The organism is Streptomyces sp. NPDC005533 (assembly GCF_042871845.1).
Classification (GTDB): Bacteria; Actinomycetota; Actinomycetes; order Streptomycetales; family Streptomycetaceae; genus Streptomyces.
This window is the reverse complement of record NZ_JBIAJH010000012.1, coordinates 143807-160592: the sequence shown is the minus strand read 5'-3', so window position 1 is coordinate 160592 and position 16786 is coordinate 143807. Positions and strand designations below refer to the sequence as shown.

Annotated in this window: 19 protein-coding genes; 11 read left to right on the top strand and 8 right to left on the bottom strand. The window is 70.8% G+C overall.

The genetic code is table 11. The features are described from left to right. Positions 1-89 precede the first annotated feature (89 nt). The 5 genes from ACFYP3_RS15105 (at position 90) to ACFYP3_RS15085 (ending at position 3759) form a co-directional block, all read left to right on the top strand. Positions 90-470 (top strand): phage holin family protein, encoded by a 381-nt coding sequence (locus ACFYP3_RS15105; protein WP_388831689.1) that lies wholly within the window; start codon positions 90-92, stop codon positions 468-470. An 11-nt stretch (positions 471-481) separates the two neighbouring features. Continuing rightward, the gene (locus tag ACFYP3_RS15100) at positions 482-982 is read left to right on the top strand and encodes a low molecular weight protein-tyrosine-phosphatase (protein WP_388831687.1); all 501 of its coding nucleotides are present in this window, start codon (positions 482-484) and stop codon (positions 980-982) included. After that, positions 979-2136 carry a cystathionine gamma-lyase gene (locus tag ACFYP3_RS15095; protein WP_388831685.1) on the top strand — a complete coding sequence of 386 codons (1158 nt, stop codon included), beginning with the start codon at positions 979-981 and terminating at the stop codon, positions 2134-2136. The genes ACFYP3_RS15100 and ACFYP3_RS15095 overlap by 4 nt, the downstream gene beginning before the upstream one ends. Before the next feature lie 176 nt (positions 2137-2312). Then, a complete protein-coding gene (locus tag ACFYP3_RS15090; RefSeq protein WP_388831683.1) occupies positions 2313-3218 on the top strand; it encodes a LysR family transcriptional regulator in 906 nt (301 codons plus the stop codon). A gap of 61 nt (positions 3219-3279) precedes the next feature. Further along, complete coding sequence (locus ACFYP3_RS15085; protein WP_388831681.1) at positions 3280-3759, top strand: NUDIX domain-containing protein; 480 nt, start codon at positions 3280-3282, stop codon at positions 3757-3759. 33 nt (positions 3760-3792) lie between these two features. Here ACFYP3_RS15085 and ACFYP3_RS15080 read toward each other — a convergent pair whose 3' ends face one another. Next, the gene (locus ACFYP3_RS15080) at positions 3793-4980 is read right to left on the bottom strand and encodes a globin domain-containing protein (RefSeq protein WP_388831679.1); all 1188 of its coding nucleotides are present in this window, start codon (positions 4978-4980) and stop codon (positions 3793-3795) included. A 142-nt stretch (positions 4981-5122) separates the two neighbouring features. Next, positions 5123-5773 (bottom strand): HAD family hydrolase, encoded by a 651-nt coding sequence (locus ACFYP3_RS15075; RefSeq protein WP_388831677.1) that lies wholly within the window; start codon positions 5771-5773, stop codon positions 5123-5125. A gap of 108 nt (positions 5774-5881) precedes the next feature. Here ACFYP3_RS15075 and ACFYP3_RS15070 point away from each other — a divergent pair, with 108 nt between their 5' ends. From ACFYP3_RS15070 to ACFYP3_RS15060, 3 genes are read left to right on the top strand one after another with little or no spacing between them, the layout of a single operon-like run. Further along, the gene (locus ACFYP3_RS15070; RefSeq protein WP_388831675.1) at positions 5882-6775 is read left to right on the top strand and encodes a GNAT family N-acetyltransferase; all 894 of its coding nucleotides are present in this window, start codon (positions 5882-5884) and stop codon (positions 6773-6775) included. A gap of 17 nt (positions 6776-6792) precedes the next feature. Further along, positions 6793-7254 carry a GNAT family N-acetyltransferase gene (locus ACFYP3_RS15065; RefSeq protein WP_388831673.1) on the top strand — a complete coding sequence of 154 codons (462 nt, stop codon included), beginning with the start codon at positions 6793-6795 and terminating at the stop codon, positions 7252-7254. Positions 7255-7311: 57 nt separating this feature from the next. Then, the gene (locus ACFYP3_RS15060) at positions 7312-8487 is read left to right on the top strand and encodes a winged helix DNA-binding domain-containing protein (protein ID WP_388831671.1); all 1176 of its coding nucleotides are present in this window, start codon (positions 7312-7314) and stop codon (positions 8485-8487) included. Between the two features lie 10 nt (positions 8488-8497). Here ACFYP3_RS15060 and ACFYP3_RS15055 read toward each other — a convergent pair whose 3' ends face one another. Beyond that, positions 8498-9886: a serine hydrolase domain-containing protein gene (locus ACFYP3_RS15055; RefSeq protein WP_388831669.1), complete on the bottom strand. Its 1389-nt coding sequence runs from the start codon at positions 9884-9886 to the stop codon at positions 8498-8500. Between the two features lie 9 nt (positions 9887-9895). Beyond that, positions 9896-11362: a replicative DNA helicase gene (gene dnaB, locus ACFYP3_RS15050; protein ID WP_388831792.1), complete on the bottom strand. Its 1467-nt coding sequence runs from the start codon at positions 11360-11362 to the stop codon at positions 9896-9898. 452 nt (positions 11363-11814) lie between these two features. On the opposite strand from dnaB, the gene ACFYP3_RS15045 reads away from it, so the two are divergent. Then, on the top strand, positions 11815-13155 hold the full coding sequence (locus ACFYP3_RS15045) for an MATE family efflux transporter (RefSeq protein WP_388831667.1): 1341 nt from the start codon (positions 11815-11817) through the stop codon (positions 13153-13155). 110 nt (positions 13156-13265) lie between these two features. Here the strand turns inward: ACFYP3_RS15045 and rplI are convergent, their stop codons facing one another. The 4 genes from rplI to rpsF all read right to left on the bottom strand — a co-directional run bounded on the left by rplI (position 13266) and on the right by rpsF (position 14970). Beyond that, a complete protein-coding gene (gene rplI / locus ACFYP3_RS15040) occupies positions 13266-13712 on the bottom strand; it encodes a 50S ribosomal protein L9 (RefSeq protein WP_365468069.1) in 447 nt (148 codons plus the stop codon). A gap of 18 nt (positions 13713-13730) precedes the next feature. After that, on the bottom strand, positions 13731-13967 hold the full coding sequence (rpsR, locus tag ACFYP3_RS15035) for a 30S ribosomal protein S18 (RefSeq protein ID WP_005315025.1): 237 nt from the start codon (positions 13965-13967) through the stop codon (positions 13731-13733). Positions 13968-14010: 43 nt separating this feature from the next. Continuing rightward, the gene (locus ACFYP3_RS15030) at positions 14011-14607 is read right to left on the bottom strand and encodes a single-stranded DNA-binding protein (protein WP_388831664.1); all 597 of its coding nucleotides are present in this window, start codon (positions 14605-14607) and stop codon (positions 14011-14013) included. 72 nt (positions 14608-14679) lie between these two features. After that, positions 14680-14970 carry a 30S ribosomal protein S6 gene (gene rpsF / locus ACFYP3_RS15025; protein WP_004950685.1) on the bottom strand — a complete coding sequence of 97 codons (291 nt, stop codon included), beginning with the start codon at positions 14968-14970 and terminating at the stop codon, positions 14680-14682. Between the two features lie 249 nt (positions 14971-15219). Between rpsF and ACFYP3_RS15020 the strand changes: the two genes are divergently transcribed. Then, a complete protein-coding gene (locus ACFYP3_RS15020) occupies positions 15220-15522 on the top strand; it encodes a hypothetical protein (protein WP_365468066.1) in 303 nt (100 codons plus the stop codon). Between the two features lie 142 nt (positions 15523-15664). Continuing rightward, positions 15665-16783 carry a peptidoglycan bridge formation glycyltransferase FemA/FemB family protein gene (locus ACFYP3_RS15015; RefSeq protein WP_351290127.1) on the top strand — a complete coding sequence of 373 codons (1119 nt, stop codon included), beginning with the start codon at positions 15665-15667 and terminating at the stop codon, positions 16781-16783. Positions 16784-16786: the final 3 nt, after the last annotated feature.

Genomic DNA, 16786 nt, shown 5'->3' with positions numbered 1-16786 from the left:
CGTGGTTGTGCCCCTTGTGTTCGGTAGCGCCGTCGCATCCGCTGATCTGCCGATGTCCCACCGGGATCATCTCTGCCACGATCAGACACATGATGAATTTCGTAGTCAAGACGCTCGCCAACGCCGCGGCCCTGGCCGTCGCCGTCTGGCTGCTCGCCGGCATCACCCTCGACGACGGCAGCAGCCTGGGCCGCCGGACGCTCACCCTGATCCTGGTCGCCCTGGTCTTCGGCCTGGTGAACCTGATCGTCAAGCCCTTGGTGAAGCTGCTCTCGCTGCCGCTGTTCGTCCTCACCCTGGGCCTGTTCACCCTCGTCGTGAACGCCCTGATGCTGCTCCTGACCTCGTGGCTGGCCTCGAAGCTCGACCTCAGCTTCCACGTCGACGGATTCTGGACCGCGGTCCTCGGCGGCCTGATCATCTCCATCGTCTCCTGGGCCGTGAACATGGTCCTGCCCGACAAGAACTGAACGGGACTTCCATGACGCCCACGTACCGCGTCTGCTTCGTCTGCACGGGCAACATATGCCGCTCCCCCATGGCGGAGTCCGTCTTCCGTGCCCATGTGACGCGAGCCGGCCTCGACCACCTGGTCGAGGTGGACAGCGCCGGGACCGGCGGCTGGCACGAGGGCGACGGCGCCGACCCGCGCACCGTCTCCGTCCTGGAGGCCGCGGGCTACGAGCAGGACCACCGGGCCCGGCAGTTCCGCGCCTCCTGGTTCGACCGCCTGGACCTCGTCATCGCGCTCGACGCCGAACACCTGCGGGACCTGCGGGCGCTCGCACCCACCCCGCAGGACGCCGCCAAGATCCGGCTGCTGCGGTCCTACGATCCGGCGGCCACGGCCGCGGAGGCCGACGTACCGGATCCCTACTACGGGTCCCTCGACGGGTTCGAGGACTGCCTGGAGCTGGTCGAGGCGGCGAGCCCCGGTCTGCTGGACGCCGTACGCGAGGCCGTGAAGGAGCACACCGCGTGAACGAGTACGCCCCCGAAGGAACCGCCGAGGCGATCGGCGACGGCACGCGCGCGCTCCGCGCAGGGCTGCCGGAGCCCGTGAAGAACGAGCCGACCCTGCCCGGACCGGTCTTCGCCGCCCACTTCCACCTCCCCGGCGACGTCGAAGGCCCGTACGCCTACGGCCGCGACACCAACCCCACGTGGACGCTGCTGGAGCGGGCGATCGGAGAACTGGAGGCCCCCGGCGAGGAGGTGCACACCATCGTCTTCGCCTCCGGCATGGCGGCCGTCTCCGCCGTCCTCCTCTCCCAGGCGCGCACCGGCGACACCGTGGTCCTGCCCGACGACGGCTACCAGGCACTGCCCCTGGTGCGGGAGCAGCTGGAGGCGTACGGCATCCACGTGCGCACCGCCCCGACCGGCGACGACGCCCAGCTCGCGGTCCTCGACGGAGCCCGGCTGCTGTGGATCGAGACCCCGTCCAACCCCGGGCTCGACGTGTGCGACGTCCGGCGCCTCGTGGACGCGGCGCACGCCGGCGGGACGCTCGTCGCCGTCGACAACACCCTCGCCACCCCCCTCGGACAGCGGCCCCTGGAGCTCGGGGCCGACTTCTCCGTGGCGAGCGGCACCAAGGGCCTCACCGGCCACGGCGACCTGCTCCTCGGGTACGTGGTCTGCCGCGACCCGGAGCTCGCCGCGGGCGTCCGGCGCTGGCGCAAGATCGTCGGCGCGATCGCGGGCCCGATGGAGGCCTGGCTCGCCCACCGCTCCCTGGCCACGATCCAACTGCGCGCACAGCGCCAGTGGGCCAACGCCCTGGCCGTCGCCGAGGCGCTGGCCGGCCGCCCCGACGTGACCGGGCTGCGCTACCCGGGGCTGGCCACGGACCCCTCGCACAAGACGGCGGCCCGCCAGATGCGGGGCTTCGGGTCGGTGGTCTCCTTCACCCTGCCCGACCGGGCCCACGCGGAACGCTTCATGTCCGCTCTGCGCCTGGTCGAGGACGCCACGAGTTTCGGCGGAGTGCGGTCCACCGCCGAGCGGCGCGGCCGGTGGGGCGGTGACGCCGTGCCGGAGGGGTTCATCCGCTTCTCCGCCGGAGCCGAGGACACCGAGGACCTGGTCGCGGACGTGCTGCGGGCCCTCGACCGCGCAGGCCGCGCCGGCTGAACAGGCCCTGGACGGACGGTCCGAGCCTCCCCCCTCGTGGCTCGGACCGCCCAGGGTTCCGCGCGCGAAGAACCACGCGACAAGGCTAATTGACTCTGCGTCAGAGTCCAATCACGGTAACGACAGGGGCCTATCGGCATATTTATAGTTGAAGGCCCCCACCGAGAGGTGCCGCGATGGACCTGGCCCTGCTGCGCACCTTCGTCGCCGTCCACCGGGCCGGCTCGTTCACCCGGGCCGCCGCCCTCCTGGGCCTGTCCCAGCCGGCCGTCACCTCGCAGATACGCACCCTGGAGCGCCAGTTGGGGCGGCCCCTCTTCCACCGTCGGGCCCGTGGCGTCACCCCCACCGCCGTCGGCGACGAACTGGCCCACCAGGCGGCCCCGCACCTCGACGCCCTGCTGCGGATCACCGAGTCCGGGCGGGAGGCCGCCGGTGCGTCGCGCACCCTCCACGTCGCCGGGCCGCCCGAGTTCCTCGGCCTGCGCGTGCTCCCCGCCCTGGCGCCCCTCGTCGGCCAGGGCCACACCCTGCGCGCCACCCTGGAGACCGGCGCCGAAGCGACCCTGGAGGGGCTCGCCGCAGGCCACCACGACCTGGTCGTCACCACCGCCCACCCGCGCGGCGGGCTCTTCGCCGTGACCGCCCTGTGCGACGAGGAGCAGGTCCTGGTCGCCGCGCCCTACTGGGCCGCCCTCGTCGGCACGGGGCGGCTGTCCGAGGAGGGCCCCGCCGCTCTCGACGGCATCCCGCTCGTGGAGGTCCACGAGAGCCTGCCGCTCGTCACCCGGTACTGGGCCGCCGTCTTCGACACCATGCCCGATGCCCGGTCCCTGGCCGCCACCGTGGTCGCACCCGACCTGCGGGCCGTACTGGAATGCGTCGGGGCCGGCGCCGGACTCGCCGTCCTGCCCCGCTACCTGTGCCGGGAAGCCCTCGACAGCGGCCGGATCGTGGCCCTGGCCGAGCCCTCCGTACCGCCGCTGCGCACCTGGTTCCTGGTCGTGCGGACCGGGAGCCTCGCCCTCGCCCACCTCGCGCGGGCGCACGACCTCCTGGTGGACGCCGCCGTGCACTGGTGAGCCCCCTCTTTTCCGGCCCGTGGCGCGTTTCAGAAGGGGAGCGGTGGGCCACTCTTCTCCCATGACCGAACGTCCCGTGGTCAAACGCACCGCCCGCGCGATCCTGCTCGACGGTGACGACCTGATCCTCATCAAGCGCACCAAGCCCGGCGTCGATCCGTACTGGCTCACCCCCGGCGGGGGAGTGGAGCCCTCGGACTCCACCGTCGTCGACGCCCTCCACCGAGAGGTCCACGAAGAACTCGGCGCGAAGATCACCGATGTGGTGCCCTGCTTCGTCGACACGGTCGAGCACATCGCCGACAGGGGGGTGACCGGCGTGAAGGTGCAGCACTTCTTCGTCTGCCGCCTCGAATCGATGGACCCGAGCCTGCGCCACGGCCCCGAAATCGACGAGCCCGAGGGCGAGTACGAGATCGTCCGCGTGCCCTTCAGCCGCGTGGGCATCGCCGCCGTCCATCTCGTCCCGCTGTCCCTGCGGCACTACCTCGACGGCAACATCGAGGGCGTACGCGCCATGCACGCTCCCGACCTGGGCTGAGCCCGGCCGAGACCGGCGGCCTGCCCGCCGGTCTCAGCCGGCGATGCCCACCAGTTCCTCCACGGCGTCGTGGCGGATCCGCTCGCCGGGGATGCCGATCCGAAGGAGCTCGTCCACCCCGCTGCGGATCATCGCCGGCGGCCCGGAGACGAAGGCGTCGTAGGAGCTCCACGGCCCGTGTTCGCCCACGGCGTGGGGCAGTTGCCCGGCCAGCCCGTCGCCCACCACCGGGCGCACCGACAGCCACGGATGCGAGCGCTGCAGCCCGAGCAGCGTGTCCTTGTCGTACAGATCGCTGTCGCTGCGCGCCCCGAAGAACACCTCCACCGGCCGCCGCTCGCCGTGCTCGGCCACGTCCTCGATGAGCGCCTTGATCGGGGCGATGCCGGTGCCGCCGCCCAGGCACAGCATCCCGTTGTCCGTGCTGTGGTCCACCACCATCGACCCGGCCGGCGGTCCGAGGCGCAGCACGTCCCCGGGGCGGGCGTGGCGCACCAGCGCGTTGGAGACCCAGCCCGCGGGGACGGCCTTGACGTGGAACGACAGCAGCCCGTCGGCGCGGGGCGCCGAGGCGAAGGAGTAGTGCCGCCAGACCCGCGGCCACCAGGGGGTCTCCAGGCTCGCGTACTGGCCGGCGAGGAAGGCGTACGGCTGGTCGGGGCGGACCGTCAGCACCGCGATGTCCGAGGTGCGCAGATCGTGGGAGACCACTTCCGCGTGCCACCACGCCGGGGCCCTCACCTCGTCCTCGGCCGCCGCGTCGATCATGATCTGGGAGATCGCGGTGTACGCGCGCACCCATGCGGCCTGGGTCTCCGGCCCCCAACTGTCGGTGGCGTACCGGGCCAGCGCTCCGACCAGGGCCTCGCCGACCACGGGGTAATGGCCGGCCATCGTGCCGTACTTGCGGTGCCCCGTGCCCAGTCGGCGCAGGTAGGGGGCGAGTACCTCTGGATCGTCGATGTGCTCGGCGGCGGTCAGCAGCGCCTTCAGCAGCCTCTCGCGCTGCGTGTCCATGGCGGCGGGGAACATGCCCCGCACTTCGGGGTGCCCGGAGAAGACCAGCGCGTAGAAGTACGAGGTGACCTTGTCGGCGATGGGGGCGATCTCCGCGAGGGTTCGACGGATGAGCACGGCATCCGGTGAGGGCTCGGCCGCGCCGCCCTCGCCGGGTATCCGGGCCGGGTCGCGTCTGGCCGATCTGGTGGGCGGAGCGTCCATGCGGTGCCTCGCTTCGAGCATCTCGGTCGGTCTGCACACGCCACGGTCTGTGAATCCGTGGTTCCGGGTTCCCCAGCGTGCCAGCCGGTTCAGATGCCGGTGGGGAAATGCGGAAAATCCGCGTTTCGAACCCACTTTCCTCCTAAGATGCCTGAACTCCCGGGCGTGCCACCCCTACGAGCTGGTATGCCTCCCTCAGGTCCCGGCCCTGGTAGACATGGGTCGCGCGCTCCGCCAGCCAGGGCCGCGCGTTGACCGCCACCGACACCGGCACCACGTCGAAGAGCACCGAGTCGGTCACCGAGTCCCCGTACGCGACGCAGTCGCCCCGGCTCACGCCGAACCGCTCGCACAGCCGGTCCGCCACCGTGACCTTGCCCTCGGGCGTGAGGATCCCCGCGGCCTCCACGGGCCGGGTGAACGGCACCTCCGGATAGACCGAACCGTGCGCGGCGTGCGCACCCCACTCCAGGAGCAGCTCCACGAAGAAGGAGGGCGACAGGGAGATCACCGCGCAATAGTCCCCGCGCTCCCGGATCTCCTGCCAGACGTCCCGGATTCCCGCGAGCCAGGGGGACCCGTCGAACGCCGCCCGGACATGCGCGGGCGTGAGCTGGGCCCAGAGCGCGTGGGCGGCCACCGAGAACTCGTGCGGCCCGATCTCCAGCGCGCCGAAGGCCCTCTCCAGCTCGGCGATCTCGGCGCCCAGGCCGAGTTGACGGGAGATCTCGACCGGTGCGGCCGACCCGTACATCAGCGTGCCGTCGAGGTCGAAGAGGTGCAGGAGCGTCATAGCCGTCGAGGCTAGTGGCTTGGTTTCACGTGAAACAGCGTGTTTCACGTGAAACATCTCCCCCCAAATCCTCTGGACGGCTCCCGGCCCATGATCCAGTCTGAGCCGGTGACACCACCACACATCACTGATCTGCCGATCCGGGCGCTGACCGTGGACGATCTCCACCGCTGCGCCGACTTGTCCGAAGACCGCGGCTGGCTCCGCGAGGACCACAAGTGGGGTCTGCTCCTCGCGGCCGGAAAGGGCTACGGCGTCGACGCCCCGGACGGCCGGGGACTCGCGGCCGCGTGCATCGTCACCGAGTACGGCCGCACCGTCGCCGCCCCGGAACTCGCCGCCATCGGCATGGTCCTCGTCGCCGACCGCTACGCCCGTCAAGGCCTCGGCCGACGCCTGATGACCCACGTCTGCGACGACGTCCTCAAGGGTGTCCCGCTCACCTTGCACGCCACTCCGTACGGCCGCCCGCTGTACGAGGAGCTCGGCTTCAAGACCACGGGCCGCGTCGAGATGCTGAAGGGCGCCTTCCGGCCCGAGGGCGACCCCGGCGCGTACGGCACCCCCCTGGTCCGGCCGGCCACCGCGGGCGACCTCCAGGACATCCTGCGTCTGGACGCCGAGGTCTTCGGCACCGACCGCACGCACATGCTCACCAGACTGCCCGCCTTCGCTGACCAGTTGATCGTCGCCGAGGACCGCAGCGGAGACGGCACCCTGACCGGCTACGCCGCCGCCTGGCCCAATATGGACACCCATGTCATCGGCCCGCTGATCGCTCAGGACACGGGCACCGCCCAGTCACTGGTCACCGCGCTCGCCGCGGGTACGGACCGGCTGCTGCGCACCGATGTCGACGTACGGCACAAGGAGCTCGTCGCCTGGCTCAAGGACCGCGGCCTCGACTCCGTGGCCTTCAACGCCGTCATGACCCGTGACATCCCCGGCCTGCCCGGCGACTGGACCCGCCGCTGGGCTCCGCTCACCGTGGCAGCGGGCTGAGGAAGGAAGCACCCGTCATGACCGACACCCCCGAGCCGGCCATCCGGCCCGCGACCGAGGCCGATCTGCCCGCCATCGTCGCCATGTTGGCCGACGACCCGCTGGGTGCCACCCGCGAGTCCCCCGACGACCTCACCCCGTACCGTGCGGCCCTGCGGCGCCTCACCGGAGACCCGAACCAGCATCTGGTCGTCGCCGTCCGTGCGGACCGCGTCGTGGGCACCCTCCAGCTGACGATCGTGCCCGGTCTCTCCCGCAAGGGGGCCACCCGCTCCATCATCGAGGGCGTCCGGGTCCACGCGGACGAGCGCGGCGGCGGGCTGGGCACCCGGTTCATCGAGTGGGCGGTGGAGAAGTCCCGTACCGAAGGCTGCTCGCTCGTCCAGCTGACCTCGGACGTGACCCGCACCGACGCGCACCGTTTCTACGAGCGGCTCGGTTTCACCGCCTCCCACGTCGGGTTCAAGCTGCAGCTCTGAGCGCGACGGCCCGCGGGCCGGGTCGCCCTGTCGGCGGCCCGGCCTACGATCGGGAGGATGAGCCCCAGCCTGCCCCTCGTCACCACCGCCGAGCGCCGCCACCGGCTCGGCCGGCGCCACCGCCTCGCTCCCTCGGCCCGGGCCGCCACGGTGGCGGAGGCAGCGGACTCCGTCGTCGCCCTGCACGCCACCGACGCCGCGACGATCTTCCTCTCCGCCCGCGCCCGGCTCGCCGAAGGCGACCCCGCTCTGGTCGAGCAGGCGCTCTACGAGGACGTCAGCCTCGTACGGCTGCTCAGCATGCGCAACACGCTCTTCGCGGTCTCGGCGGACCTAGCCCCGTACGTCGACACCTCGTCCGCCCGGGCGATCGCCGTCAAGGAGCGCCGAACCCTCCTGAAGCACCTCGACGAGGACGGGCAGGGACTCGACGCACAGTGGCTGGCACAGGCGGAGGCCGCCGTGCTCGACGCCCTCGACGTGCACGGGCCGTCCACCGGAAGCCAGTTGTCGGCCGCCGTGCCCGCACTGCGCCAGAAGATCACCATCGGCCGGGGCAAGAAGTACGAGACGGAGACCGGTGTCGCCACCCGTGTCATCCGGCTGCTGGCCGCGGACGGCCGGATCCGGCGCAGCCGCCCGCGCGGGTCGTGGACCTCCAGCCAGTACCGCTGGGTGCACACCGAGCCCTGGCCCGCCGTACCCGCCGCCGAGGCCCGTGCGGAGATCGCCCGCCGCTGGCTCCACGCCTACGGTCCCGCCACCGAGGCCGACCTCAAGTGGTGGACCGGCTGGACCCTCACGGACGTACGCAGGGCACTCGCCGCCGTGGGCCCGGACCAGGTCCGCCTCGAGGACGGCAGCACCGCCCTCGTCGGCCCCGGCGACACCGCGCCCGAACCGGCCCCGGAGCCCTGGGCCGCGCTGCTGCCCGGCCTCGACCCCAGCGGGATGGGCTGGGCCGACCGCGGCTTCCACCTCGACCCCGCCCACAAGCCCGCGCTCTTCGACTACGCCGGCAACATCGGTCCCACCGTGTGGTGGAACGGCGAGATCGTCGGCGGCTGGGCCCAGCGTGCCGACGGCGAGATCGTCTGGCGGCTGCTGGGCAACCCCGGCCGGGCCGCCGAGGAGGCGGTCACCGCCGAGGCGGCCCGCCTCGCCTCATGGGTGGGCGAGGCCCGGATCACCCCGCGCTTCCGCACCCCGCTGGAACGCGAACTCGTCGTCTGAGCCCGGCCCGTCAGCCGATGCCCCGCCAGCCCTGCGGGTCCACCCCGCCGGGCACCGGCGCCTGGGCGTCGTACGGTTCGCGCGTGAAGACGAAGGACGCCAGATCGAGGTGGCTCACCGAGCCGTCCTCCCGGCGCACCGCCCGCAGCGTCTCTCCGGCGTAGTAGCCGGACAGTCCGGTCCAGGTACCGTCCGGCCCGGGCCGGAACCGGGCCGTGCGCCCGGATCCGCCCAGCGGGCCCAGCTCCAGCAGTCCGTCCGCCGTCAGCCGCACCACCTGCGCCGAAGTCCCCCAGTACCAGGGGCCGCACAGCTCCAGGGGCACCCGGTCCTCCGACGCCGGGAAGGGCCGCCACGGCTTCGGGAACCGCGGCTCGGCGTCCGCCACGATCCCCACCAGTTCCGCCGCCACCGTCGCGGCCGGAAGCCCCGAGGTGCAGTTCGCCAGCACCACCGCCGCCACGTCGTCCGCCTCGCTCAGCCACAGGCCCGCGACGAAGCCGGGCAGCGAACCGCTGTGGCCCGCGAGCCTCCGCTCGCCCTGGGCCGTCAGCTGCATCCCCAGCCCGTAGCCGAGATCGGCGAGACCGGGCTCCGGCGGCGCCGCCGGCGTGCGCATCTCCCGTACGGACTCCGCGCTCAGGACCCGTTCGTCACCGTGCAGCAGGAAGTCGGCGAACCGCGCCAGGTCCCTGGTCGTCGACCAGAGCTGTCCGGCGGGAGCCATCAGCCCGAGATCCTCCAGCGGCTCGGGCATCATCAGGTCCGCCCACGGGTGGACCGCCCAGCCTCCCGCGTGCGGGGCCCGCGGCTGCCCGCTCGTGCGGTCCAGACCGAGGGGCTCCAGCACCTCGGCCCGCAGCGCCTCTTCCCAGGGCTGCCCGCGCAGCGCCTCCACCAGCGCACCCAGCAGGGTGTAGCCGGGGTTGGAGTAGTGGTGGCGCCGTCCCGGCGTGAGGGCGAACGGCTCGTCGCCCAGGACGTCGGAGAGCTCGGGACGCAGTGCGCCGGGGGTGCGCTCCCACCACGCGCCGGGGGTCTCCGCCGCCAGTCCGCCGGTGTGGGCCAGCAACTGAGCGATGCTCACCTCGCCGGCGCCCGTCCCCGGCAGGTGCTTCTCCAACGGATCCGAGAGGCTCAGCAGTCCCTCGTCCCGCAGCCTCATCACCAGAACTGCCGTGAAGGTCTTGGTGATCGAACCGATCCGGTACTGGACGTTCCCGTCGGGACCGTGCCCTTCGACCGAGGTCCGAGAGCCCTCCCAGACCACCTCACCGCCCCGCAGCACGGCCGCCACGACGGACGGCGCCCGTCCCGCGCTCTGCGCGACGGCGATCCGGTGCCGGAGGGCACGCCGGGTGGCAGGGAGAAGTTCCAGGTCCTCAGAAAGGTCATCCATGATCGGATGCTACGTGTTGGCCATGTCCACGAAGCGTGAGTAGTGGCCCTGGAAGGCCACGGTGATCGTGGCCGTGGGGCCGTTACGGTGCTTGGCCACGATCAGGTCCGCCTCACCCGCGCGGGGGGACTCCTTCTCGTACGCGTCCTCGCGGTGCAGCAGGATCACCATGTCGGCGTCCTGCTCGATCGATCCCGATTCACGCAGGTCGGAGACCATCGGCTTCTTGTCGGTGCGCTGTTCCGGACCACGGTTCAGCTGGGAGAGCGCGATCACGGGGACCTCGAGCTCCTTGGCCAGCAGCTTGAGGTTTCGGGACATGTCCGAGACCTCCTGCTGGCGGCTCTCGGGACGGCGCGAGCCGCCCGACTGCATCAGCTGGAGGTAGTCGATGACCACGAGCGAGAGGTCGTTGCGCTGCTTGAGCCGGCGGCACTTGGCCCGGATCTCCATCATCGACAGGTTGGGGGAGTCGTCGATGTAGAGCGGGGCGGCGGAGACGTCCGGCATCCGGCGGGCCAGCCGGGTCCAGTCGTCGTCCGTCATCGTGCCGGAGCGCATGTGGTGCAGCGCCACCCGGGCCTCCGCCGAGAGCAGGCGCATGGCGATCTCGTTGCGCCCCATTTCGAGGGAGAAGATCACGCTCGGCAGGTTGCTCTTGATGGAGCAGGCGCGGGCGAAGTCCAGGGCGAGCGTGGACTTGCCCATCGCGGGACGGGCGGCGATGACGATCATCTGGCCCGGGTGCAGGCCGTTCGTCAGCGAGTCCAGGTCCGTGAAACCGGTCGGAACGCCCGACATCTGGCCGCTGCGCGAGCCGATCGCCTCGATCTCGTCGAGGGCGCCCTCCATGATGTCGCCGAGCGGCAGGTAGTCCTCGGAGGTCCGCTGCTCGGTGACGGCGTAGATCTCGGCCTGGGCGCTGTTGACGATCTCGTCGACGTCGCCGTCGGCCGCGTAACCCATCTGCGTGATCTTCGTGCCCGCGGCGACCAGACGGCGCAGGACGGCCCGCTCGTGGACGATCTCCGCGTAGTACTCGGCGTTCGCCGCCGTCGGCACGGACTGGACCAGGGTGTGCAGGTACGAGGCCCCGCCCACCTTGCTGATCTCGCCGCGCCGGGTCAGCTCGGCGCCGACGGTGATCGGGTCGGCCGGCTCGCCCTTGGCGTACAGGTCGAGGATGGCCTGGAAGATCGTCTCGTGGGAGGGTCGGTAGAAGTCGTGGCCCTTGATGACCTCGACGACGTCGGCGATGGCGTCCTTGGAGAGCAGCATGCCGCCGAGCACCGACTGCTCGGCGTCGAGGTCCTGCGGAGGGACGCGCTCGAAGCCGCCACCGCCGCCGCCGTCCCAGGAGCCGCCCTCGCGGCCCCGGTCGTGCTGTTCGTCCCCGCGGCCACGGCCTTCGCTGTTACGGCGCGAACGAGCGGGCAGACGGTCACCCGGACCGCTGTCGGCCCAGGGGTCGTCCATGGGCTCGGGCATACTCACCGGGCCGCCTCCTCCCGTCCGCAAAGCGGACCTTGCCGTGCCACTCTTTCTACGACACGGCTCTGACATGTGGGGCACCCGAATCGGCTGTCGGCGAGTCGGGCAACGCACCACGGTAGGGCCGGGAGCGGCGTCAGCCAATCTTGTTATCCACAGGCTGTGTGGATGAGATGTGGATGACGGCGCCAATGCTGTGGGTAACTCCCCGGAAGCTGTGCACGGACCGGGGGACGACGCTGTGGACAAAATCACCCGGGCCACCCCGTTACCCCTCCTGAGCTGCGATTTTCCCCTCAGGAGCCAGTGGGGAGAAAAAATCTTGGCCACGGTCTCCAGATCGCCTCCAACGAGTCGCGGAGAAGGTTCACATCGGCGTCACAGTAAGGATCACAGCTGGGTTGCATCCATTACCTGTGGAAGATTAGATTGAGCACATGACACAGGCCCTCACCACACCCGAGGCTGGGCGGAGACGGCACGACCGCGAGATCCTCGCGCTCGCCGTCCCCGCCTTCGGCGCACTCGTCGCCGAGCCCCTCTTCGTGATGGCCGACAGCGCCATCGTGGGACATCTCGGCACGCCCCAGCTCGCCGGCCTGGGCATCGCCGCCGCTCTGCTCACCACCGCCGTGAGCGTCTTCGTCTTCCTCGCGTACGCCACCACGGCGGCCGTCTCCCGACGGGTCGGCGCAGGCGACCTGCAGGCGGCGATCCGACAGGGCATGGACGGCATCTGGCTCGCCCTCCTGCTCGGCGCGGCCGTCATCGCAGTGGTGCTGCCCGCGGCTCCGTCGCTGATCTCCCTCTTCGGGGCCTCCGACACCGTCGCCCCGTACGCCGTCACCTATCTGCGCATCTCCGCCTTCGGCATCCCGCCCATGCTGATGGTGCTGGCCGCCACCGGAGTCCTCCGCGGCCTCCAGGACACCCGCACCCCGCTCTACGTGGCCGTGGGCGGCTTCACCCTCAACGTGGGCCTGAACGCGGCCCTCGTCTACGGGGCGGGGCTCGGCATCGCCGGCTCCGCCTGGGGCACGGTCATCGCCCAGTGCGCGATGGCGGCCGCGTATCTCTTCGTGGTCGTCCGCGGAGCCCGCCGGCACGGCGCCTCCCTGGTCCCGGACACCGCGGGCATCCGGGCCTGCGCCCAGGCCGGCGCACCCCTGCTGGTCCGCACCCTGTCCCTGCGCGCCATCCTGATGATCGCGACAGCCGTGGCCGCGCGGCTGGGGGACGCCGACATCGCCGCCCACCAGATCCTGCTGGCCCTGTGGAGCCTGCTCGCCTTCGCGCTCGACGCCATAGCCATCGCCGGACAGGCGATCATCGGCCGCTACCTGGGCGCGGGCGACACGGAAGGCGCGAAGACCGTCTGCCGCCGCATGGTGCAGTGGGGCATCGTCTCGGGCGTCGTGCTCGGCCTGCTGGTCGTCCTGGCCCGCCCGGTGTTCATTCCGCTGTTCACCAGCGATCCGGCGGTCGAGGCGGCCCTGCTCCCCGCCCTGCTGGTCGTGGCCCTGTCCCAGCCCGTGTCGGGCGTCGTCTTCGTGCTCGACGGCGTCCTCATGGGCGCGGGCGACGGCCGCTACCTGGCCCGGGCCATGCTGGTGACGCTGGCCGCGTTCGTCCCGGCCGCCCTCCTCGTGCCGGTCGTAGGCGGCGGCATCACCACGCTCTGGTGGGCCATGACCCTGATGATGCTGGTCCGGATGGTCACGCTCAGGGTGCGCGCCTGCTCCGGCCGCTGGCTGATCGCGGGAGCCACCCGCTCGTAGGTCCCCGCTCCACGGCTGCACGCCGATGTTTCACGTGAAACAACGGCGTGGAACACCGGGAAACGACGAAGGGCCGCACCCCGAGGGGTGCGGCCCTTCACACGCAGCCCTTAGGCGGCGACGACCTCGATGCCCACGTTCGCGGCGACCTCGGTGTGCAGACGCACGGAGACCTGGTACGAACCGAGGGTCTTGATCGGGGCGCCCAGCTCAACGCGGCGCTTGTCGACCTTCGGACCACCGGAAGCCTCGATCGCCGTGGCGATGTCGGACGGGGTCACGGAGCCGAAGAGACGGCCGGCGTCACCCGCACGGGTGGCCAGACGCACCTTCACGCCCTCGAGCTTGGCCTTGATCTCGTTGGCCTGCTCGATGGTCGCGATCTCGTGGATCTTGCGGGCGCGGCGGATCTGCGCCACGTCCTTCTCGCCACCCTTGGTCCAGCGGATCGCGAAACCACGCGGGACCAGGTAGTTGCGAGCGTAACCGTCCTTGACGTCGACGACATCGCCGGCGGTGCCGAGGCCAGAGACCTCGTGGGTCAGGATGATCTTCATTAGTCGGTCACCCTTTCCTTATCGCGCGGTGGACGTGTAGGGCAGCAGCGCCATCTCACGGCTGTTCTTCACGGCCGTGGCGACGTCACGCTGGTGCTGCGTGCAGTTGCCGGTAACGCGGCGGGCACGGATCTTGCCGCGGTCGGAAATGAACTTCCGCAGCATGTTCGTGTCCTTGTAGTCCACGTACGCGGTCTTGTCCTTGCAGAATGCGCAGACCTTCTTCTTAGGCTTGCGCACAGGCGGCTTCGCCATTGTGTCTCTCCTGTGTGATCAAGAAGTGGGGATGCGAGCTGCCCTAGAAGGGCGGCTCGTCCGAGTAGCCACCGCCGGAGCCGCCGGAGCTTCCGCCCCAGCCGCCCCCGCCGCCGCCCTGCTGCTGGCCACCGGCCGGCGCGCTGGACGCCCACGGGTCGTCGGAGGGAGCTCCGCCGCCCTGCGGGGCGCCGCCGCTGGGGGCTCCGCCCCAGCCACCGCCGCCACCCTGCTGCTGGCCGCCACCGCCGCCGTACCCACCCTGACCGCCGCGACCGGTGGTCTTGGTGACCTTGGCCGTGGCGTTCTTCAGGCTGGGGCCGACTTCCTCGACGTCCAGCTCGTAGACCGTGCGCTTGACACCCTCACGGTCCTCGTACGACCGCTGCCTCAGCCGGCCCTGCACGATGACGCGCATGCCTCGCTGGAGGGACTCGGCGACGTTCTCCGCCGCCTGCCGCCACACCGAGCAGGTCAGGAACAGGCTCTCGCCGTCCTTCCACTCATTGGTCTGACGGTCGAAGGTGCGGGGGGTGGACGCGACACGGAACTTCGCGACCGCCGCACCCGAGGGGGTGAAGCGCAGCTCGGGGTCGTCGACGAGATTGCCGACGACCGTGATGACGGTCTCGCCTGCCATGGATGAACCTCTCGGCGGGGATTGCTGCTGGGCTGCTGTGCTACTCGGTCCCGATTACCGCTGAACCGAAGTTCAGTGGGTCTCGGGGCGAAGGACCTTGGTCCGGAGAACCGACTCGTTCAGGTTCATCTGTCGGTCAAGCTCCTTGACGACCGCAGGCTCGGCCTGAAGGTCGATGACCGAGTAGATGCCCTCGGGCTTCTTCTTGATCTCGTAAGCGAGACGACGACGGCCCCAGGTGTCGACCTTCTCGACCTTTCCGTTGCCCTCACGGACGACGGAGAGGAAGTTCTCGATCAGCGGGGAGACAGCGCGCTCCTCGAGATCGGGGTCGAGGATGACCATCACTTCGTAGTGACGCATGTGGAACCCACCTCCTTTGGACTCAGCGGCCACGGTCGTTCCGTGGCAGGAGGGTCGTGATGCGTGCGCACGGTGTCCGAGAACAGACACCGCGCAGCTGTACAGACTACCTCCTCGACTCCTTCCGGTTGAAATCCGACGGGAGGGGGCCCCAATCTGTATCCAACGGGTGTGCTCGGTGCTATGCCCCCGGCCCCTGCCGGAGGCCGCCCCGGCGCACCGCTCTGCGTCAGCCAGGAGGTGCCTTCCATGGCACAGGCCATGCAACGTCAGCCCATCTCCCTGCTCTCCACCGACGGCAAGCCCCACCCGCTGCAGGACGCCCTGATGGCGGTCACTCTGACCCTCGGCGCCGTGGCGTTCGTCACGGCCTTCTTCCACAACCTGCACCTGCTCAGCTCCTGGGCCGGACTGATCGGAATTCTGACCGGCGCGTACGGACAGTTCGTCTCCGTCACGACACGCGAGCGCTTCGCGCTGATCATCGGCCTTGGCGCGTCTGCCATCGGCTTCTACCTCGGCATGTTCCACGGCGGCCTCTTCGGCGGCTGACCGGGCCGATCAGGGCACCTCCGCGGCAGGGCGCCGGCTCCGCACCGGCCCGGGCCTCCGGCCCGTCCCCCAGAAGGGTGGCGCCCCTGTCGCAGTAGGCTTCGCGCCATAGCCAGCGAAGCCGCCGGAGGAGACGCCCCGCATGAGCCTGTCCCTGAGGACCATCAGCCGAGAGCAGCATCTGGGTTACCTCCAGAGCCTGCCCTCGGCGAGCCACTGCCAGGTCCCGGCGTGGGCCGACGTGAAGAACGAGTGGCGTTCCGAGAACCTCGGATGGTTCAACGAGTCCGAGGAACTCGTCGGTGCCGCCCTCGTGCTGTACCGCCAGCTGCCCAAGGTGAAGCGCTACCTCGCCTACCTCCCCGAGGGCCCGGTCATCAACTGGTACGCCCCGAACCTGGAGGAGTGGCTCCAGCCGATGCTGGCCCACCTCAAGCAGCAGGGCGCCTTCACCGTGAAGATGGGCCCGCCCGTCGTCATCCGCCGCTGGAACTCGACGGCCATCAAGGCCGGCATCCAGGACCCGGGCGTGAAGCGCCTGCGCGACGTGGAGGCCTCGGTCATCGAGCCCCGCGCCTTCGAGGTCTCCGACAAGCTGCGCCGCATGGGCTGGCAGCAGGCCGAGGACGGCGGCGCCGGATTCGGCGACGTCCAGCCCCGCTACGTCTTCCAGGTGCCGCTGGCCAACCGCTCGCTCGACGACGTCCTCAAGGGCTTCAACCAGCTGTGGCGCCGCAACATCAAGAAGGCCGAGAAGGCCGGCGTCGAGGTGGTCCAGGGCGGCTACGACGACCTGCCGACCTGGCAGCACCTGTACGAGATCACGGCCGAGCGCGACAAGTTCCGCCCGCGCCCGCTCAGCTACTTCCAGCGCCAGTGGACGGCCCTCAACGCCGAGGACCCCAACCGGATGCGCCTCTACATCGCCACGCACGAGGGGGAGCCGCTGGCCGCCGCCACGATGCTCACCGTCGGCCAGCACGTCTGGTACTCGTACGGCGCCTCCGCCAACCACAAGCGCGAGGTCCGGCCCTCGAACGCGATGCAGTGGCGCATGCTGCGCGACTCCTACGCACTTGGCGCCAGCGTCTACGACCTGCGCGGCATCTCTGACACGCTGGACGAGAACGACCACCTGTTCGGACTGATCCAGTTCAAGGTCGGTACGGGCGGCGAGGCCGTCGAGTACGTCGGCGAGTGGGACTTCCCGCTCAACAAGGTGCTGCACAAGGCGCTCGACATCTACATGTCGCGCCGCTGATCC

Coding starts and splice junctions, on each gene's coding strand:
- ACFYP3_RS15105 (WP_388831689.1), top strand. CDS start 90: ATGATGAATTTCGTAGTCAAGACGCTCGCCAACGCCGCGGCCCTGGCC.
- ACFYP3_RS15100 (WP_388831687.1), top strand. CDS start 482: ATGACGCCCACGTACCGCGTCTGCTTCGTCTGCACGGGCAACATATGC.
- ACFYP3_RS15090 (WP_388831683.1), top strand. CDS start 2,313: ATGGACCTGGCCCTGCTGCGCACCTTCGTCGCCGTCCACCGGGCCGGC.
- ACFYP3_RS15085 (WP_388831681.1), top strand. CDS start 3,280: ATGACCGAACGTCCCGTGGTCAAACGCACCGCCCGCGCGATCCTGCTC.
- ACFYP3_RS15080 (WP_388831679.1), bottom strand. CDS start 4,980: ATGGACGCTCCGCCCACCAGATCGGCCAGACGCGACCCGGCCCGGATA.
- ACFYP3_RS15075 (WP_388831677.1), bottom strand. CDS start 5,773: ATGACGCTCCTGCACCTCTTCGACCTCGACGGCACGCTGATGTACGGG.
- ACFYP3_RS15065 (WP_388831673.1), top strand. CDS start 6,793: ATGACCGACACCCCCGAGCCGGCCATCCGGCCCGCGACCGAGGCCGAT.
- ACFYP3_RS15060 (WP_388831671.1), top strand. CDS start 7,312: ATGAGCCCCAGCCTGCCCCTCGTCACCACCGCCGAGCGCCGCCACCGG.
- ACFYP3_RS15055 (WP_388831669.1), bottom strand. CDS start 9,886: ATGGATGACCTTTCTGAGGACCTGGAACTTCTCCCTGCCACCCGGCGT.
- dnaB (WP_388831792.1), bottom strand. CDS start 11,362: ATGGACGACCCCTGGGCCGACAGCGGTCCGGGTGACCGTCTGCCCGCT.
- ACFYP3_RS15045 (WP_388831667.1), top strand. CDS start 11,815: ATGACACAGGCCCTCACCACACCCGAGGCTGGGCGGAGACGGCACGAC.
- rplI (WP_365468069.1), bottom strand. CDS start 13,712: ATGAAGATCATCCTGACCCACGAGGTCTCTGGCCTCGGCACCGCCGGC.
- rpsR (WP_005315025.1), bottom strand. CDS start 13,967: ATGGCGAAGCCGCCTGTGCGCAAGCCTAAGAAGAAGGTCTGCGCATTC.
- ACFYP3_RS15030 (WP_388831664.1), bottom strand. CDS start 14,607: ATGGCAGGCGAGACCGTCATCACGGTCGTCGGCAATCTCGTCGACGAC.
- rpsF (WP_004950685.1), bottom strand. CDS start 14,970: ATGCGTCACTACGAAGTGATGGTCATCCTCGACCCCGATCTCGAGGAG.
- ACFYP3_RS15020 (WP_365468066.1), top strand. CDS start 15,220: ATGGCACAGGCCATGCAACGTCAGCCCATCTCCCTGCTCTCCACCGAC.
- ACFYP3_RS15015 (WP_351290127.1), top strand. CDS start 15,665: ATGAGCCTGTCCCTGAGGACCATCAGCCGAGAGCAGCATCTGGGTTAC.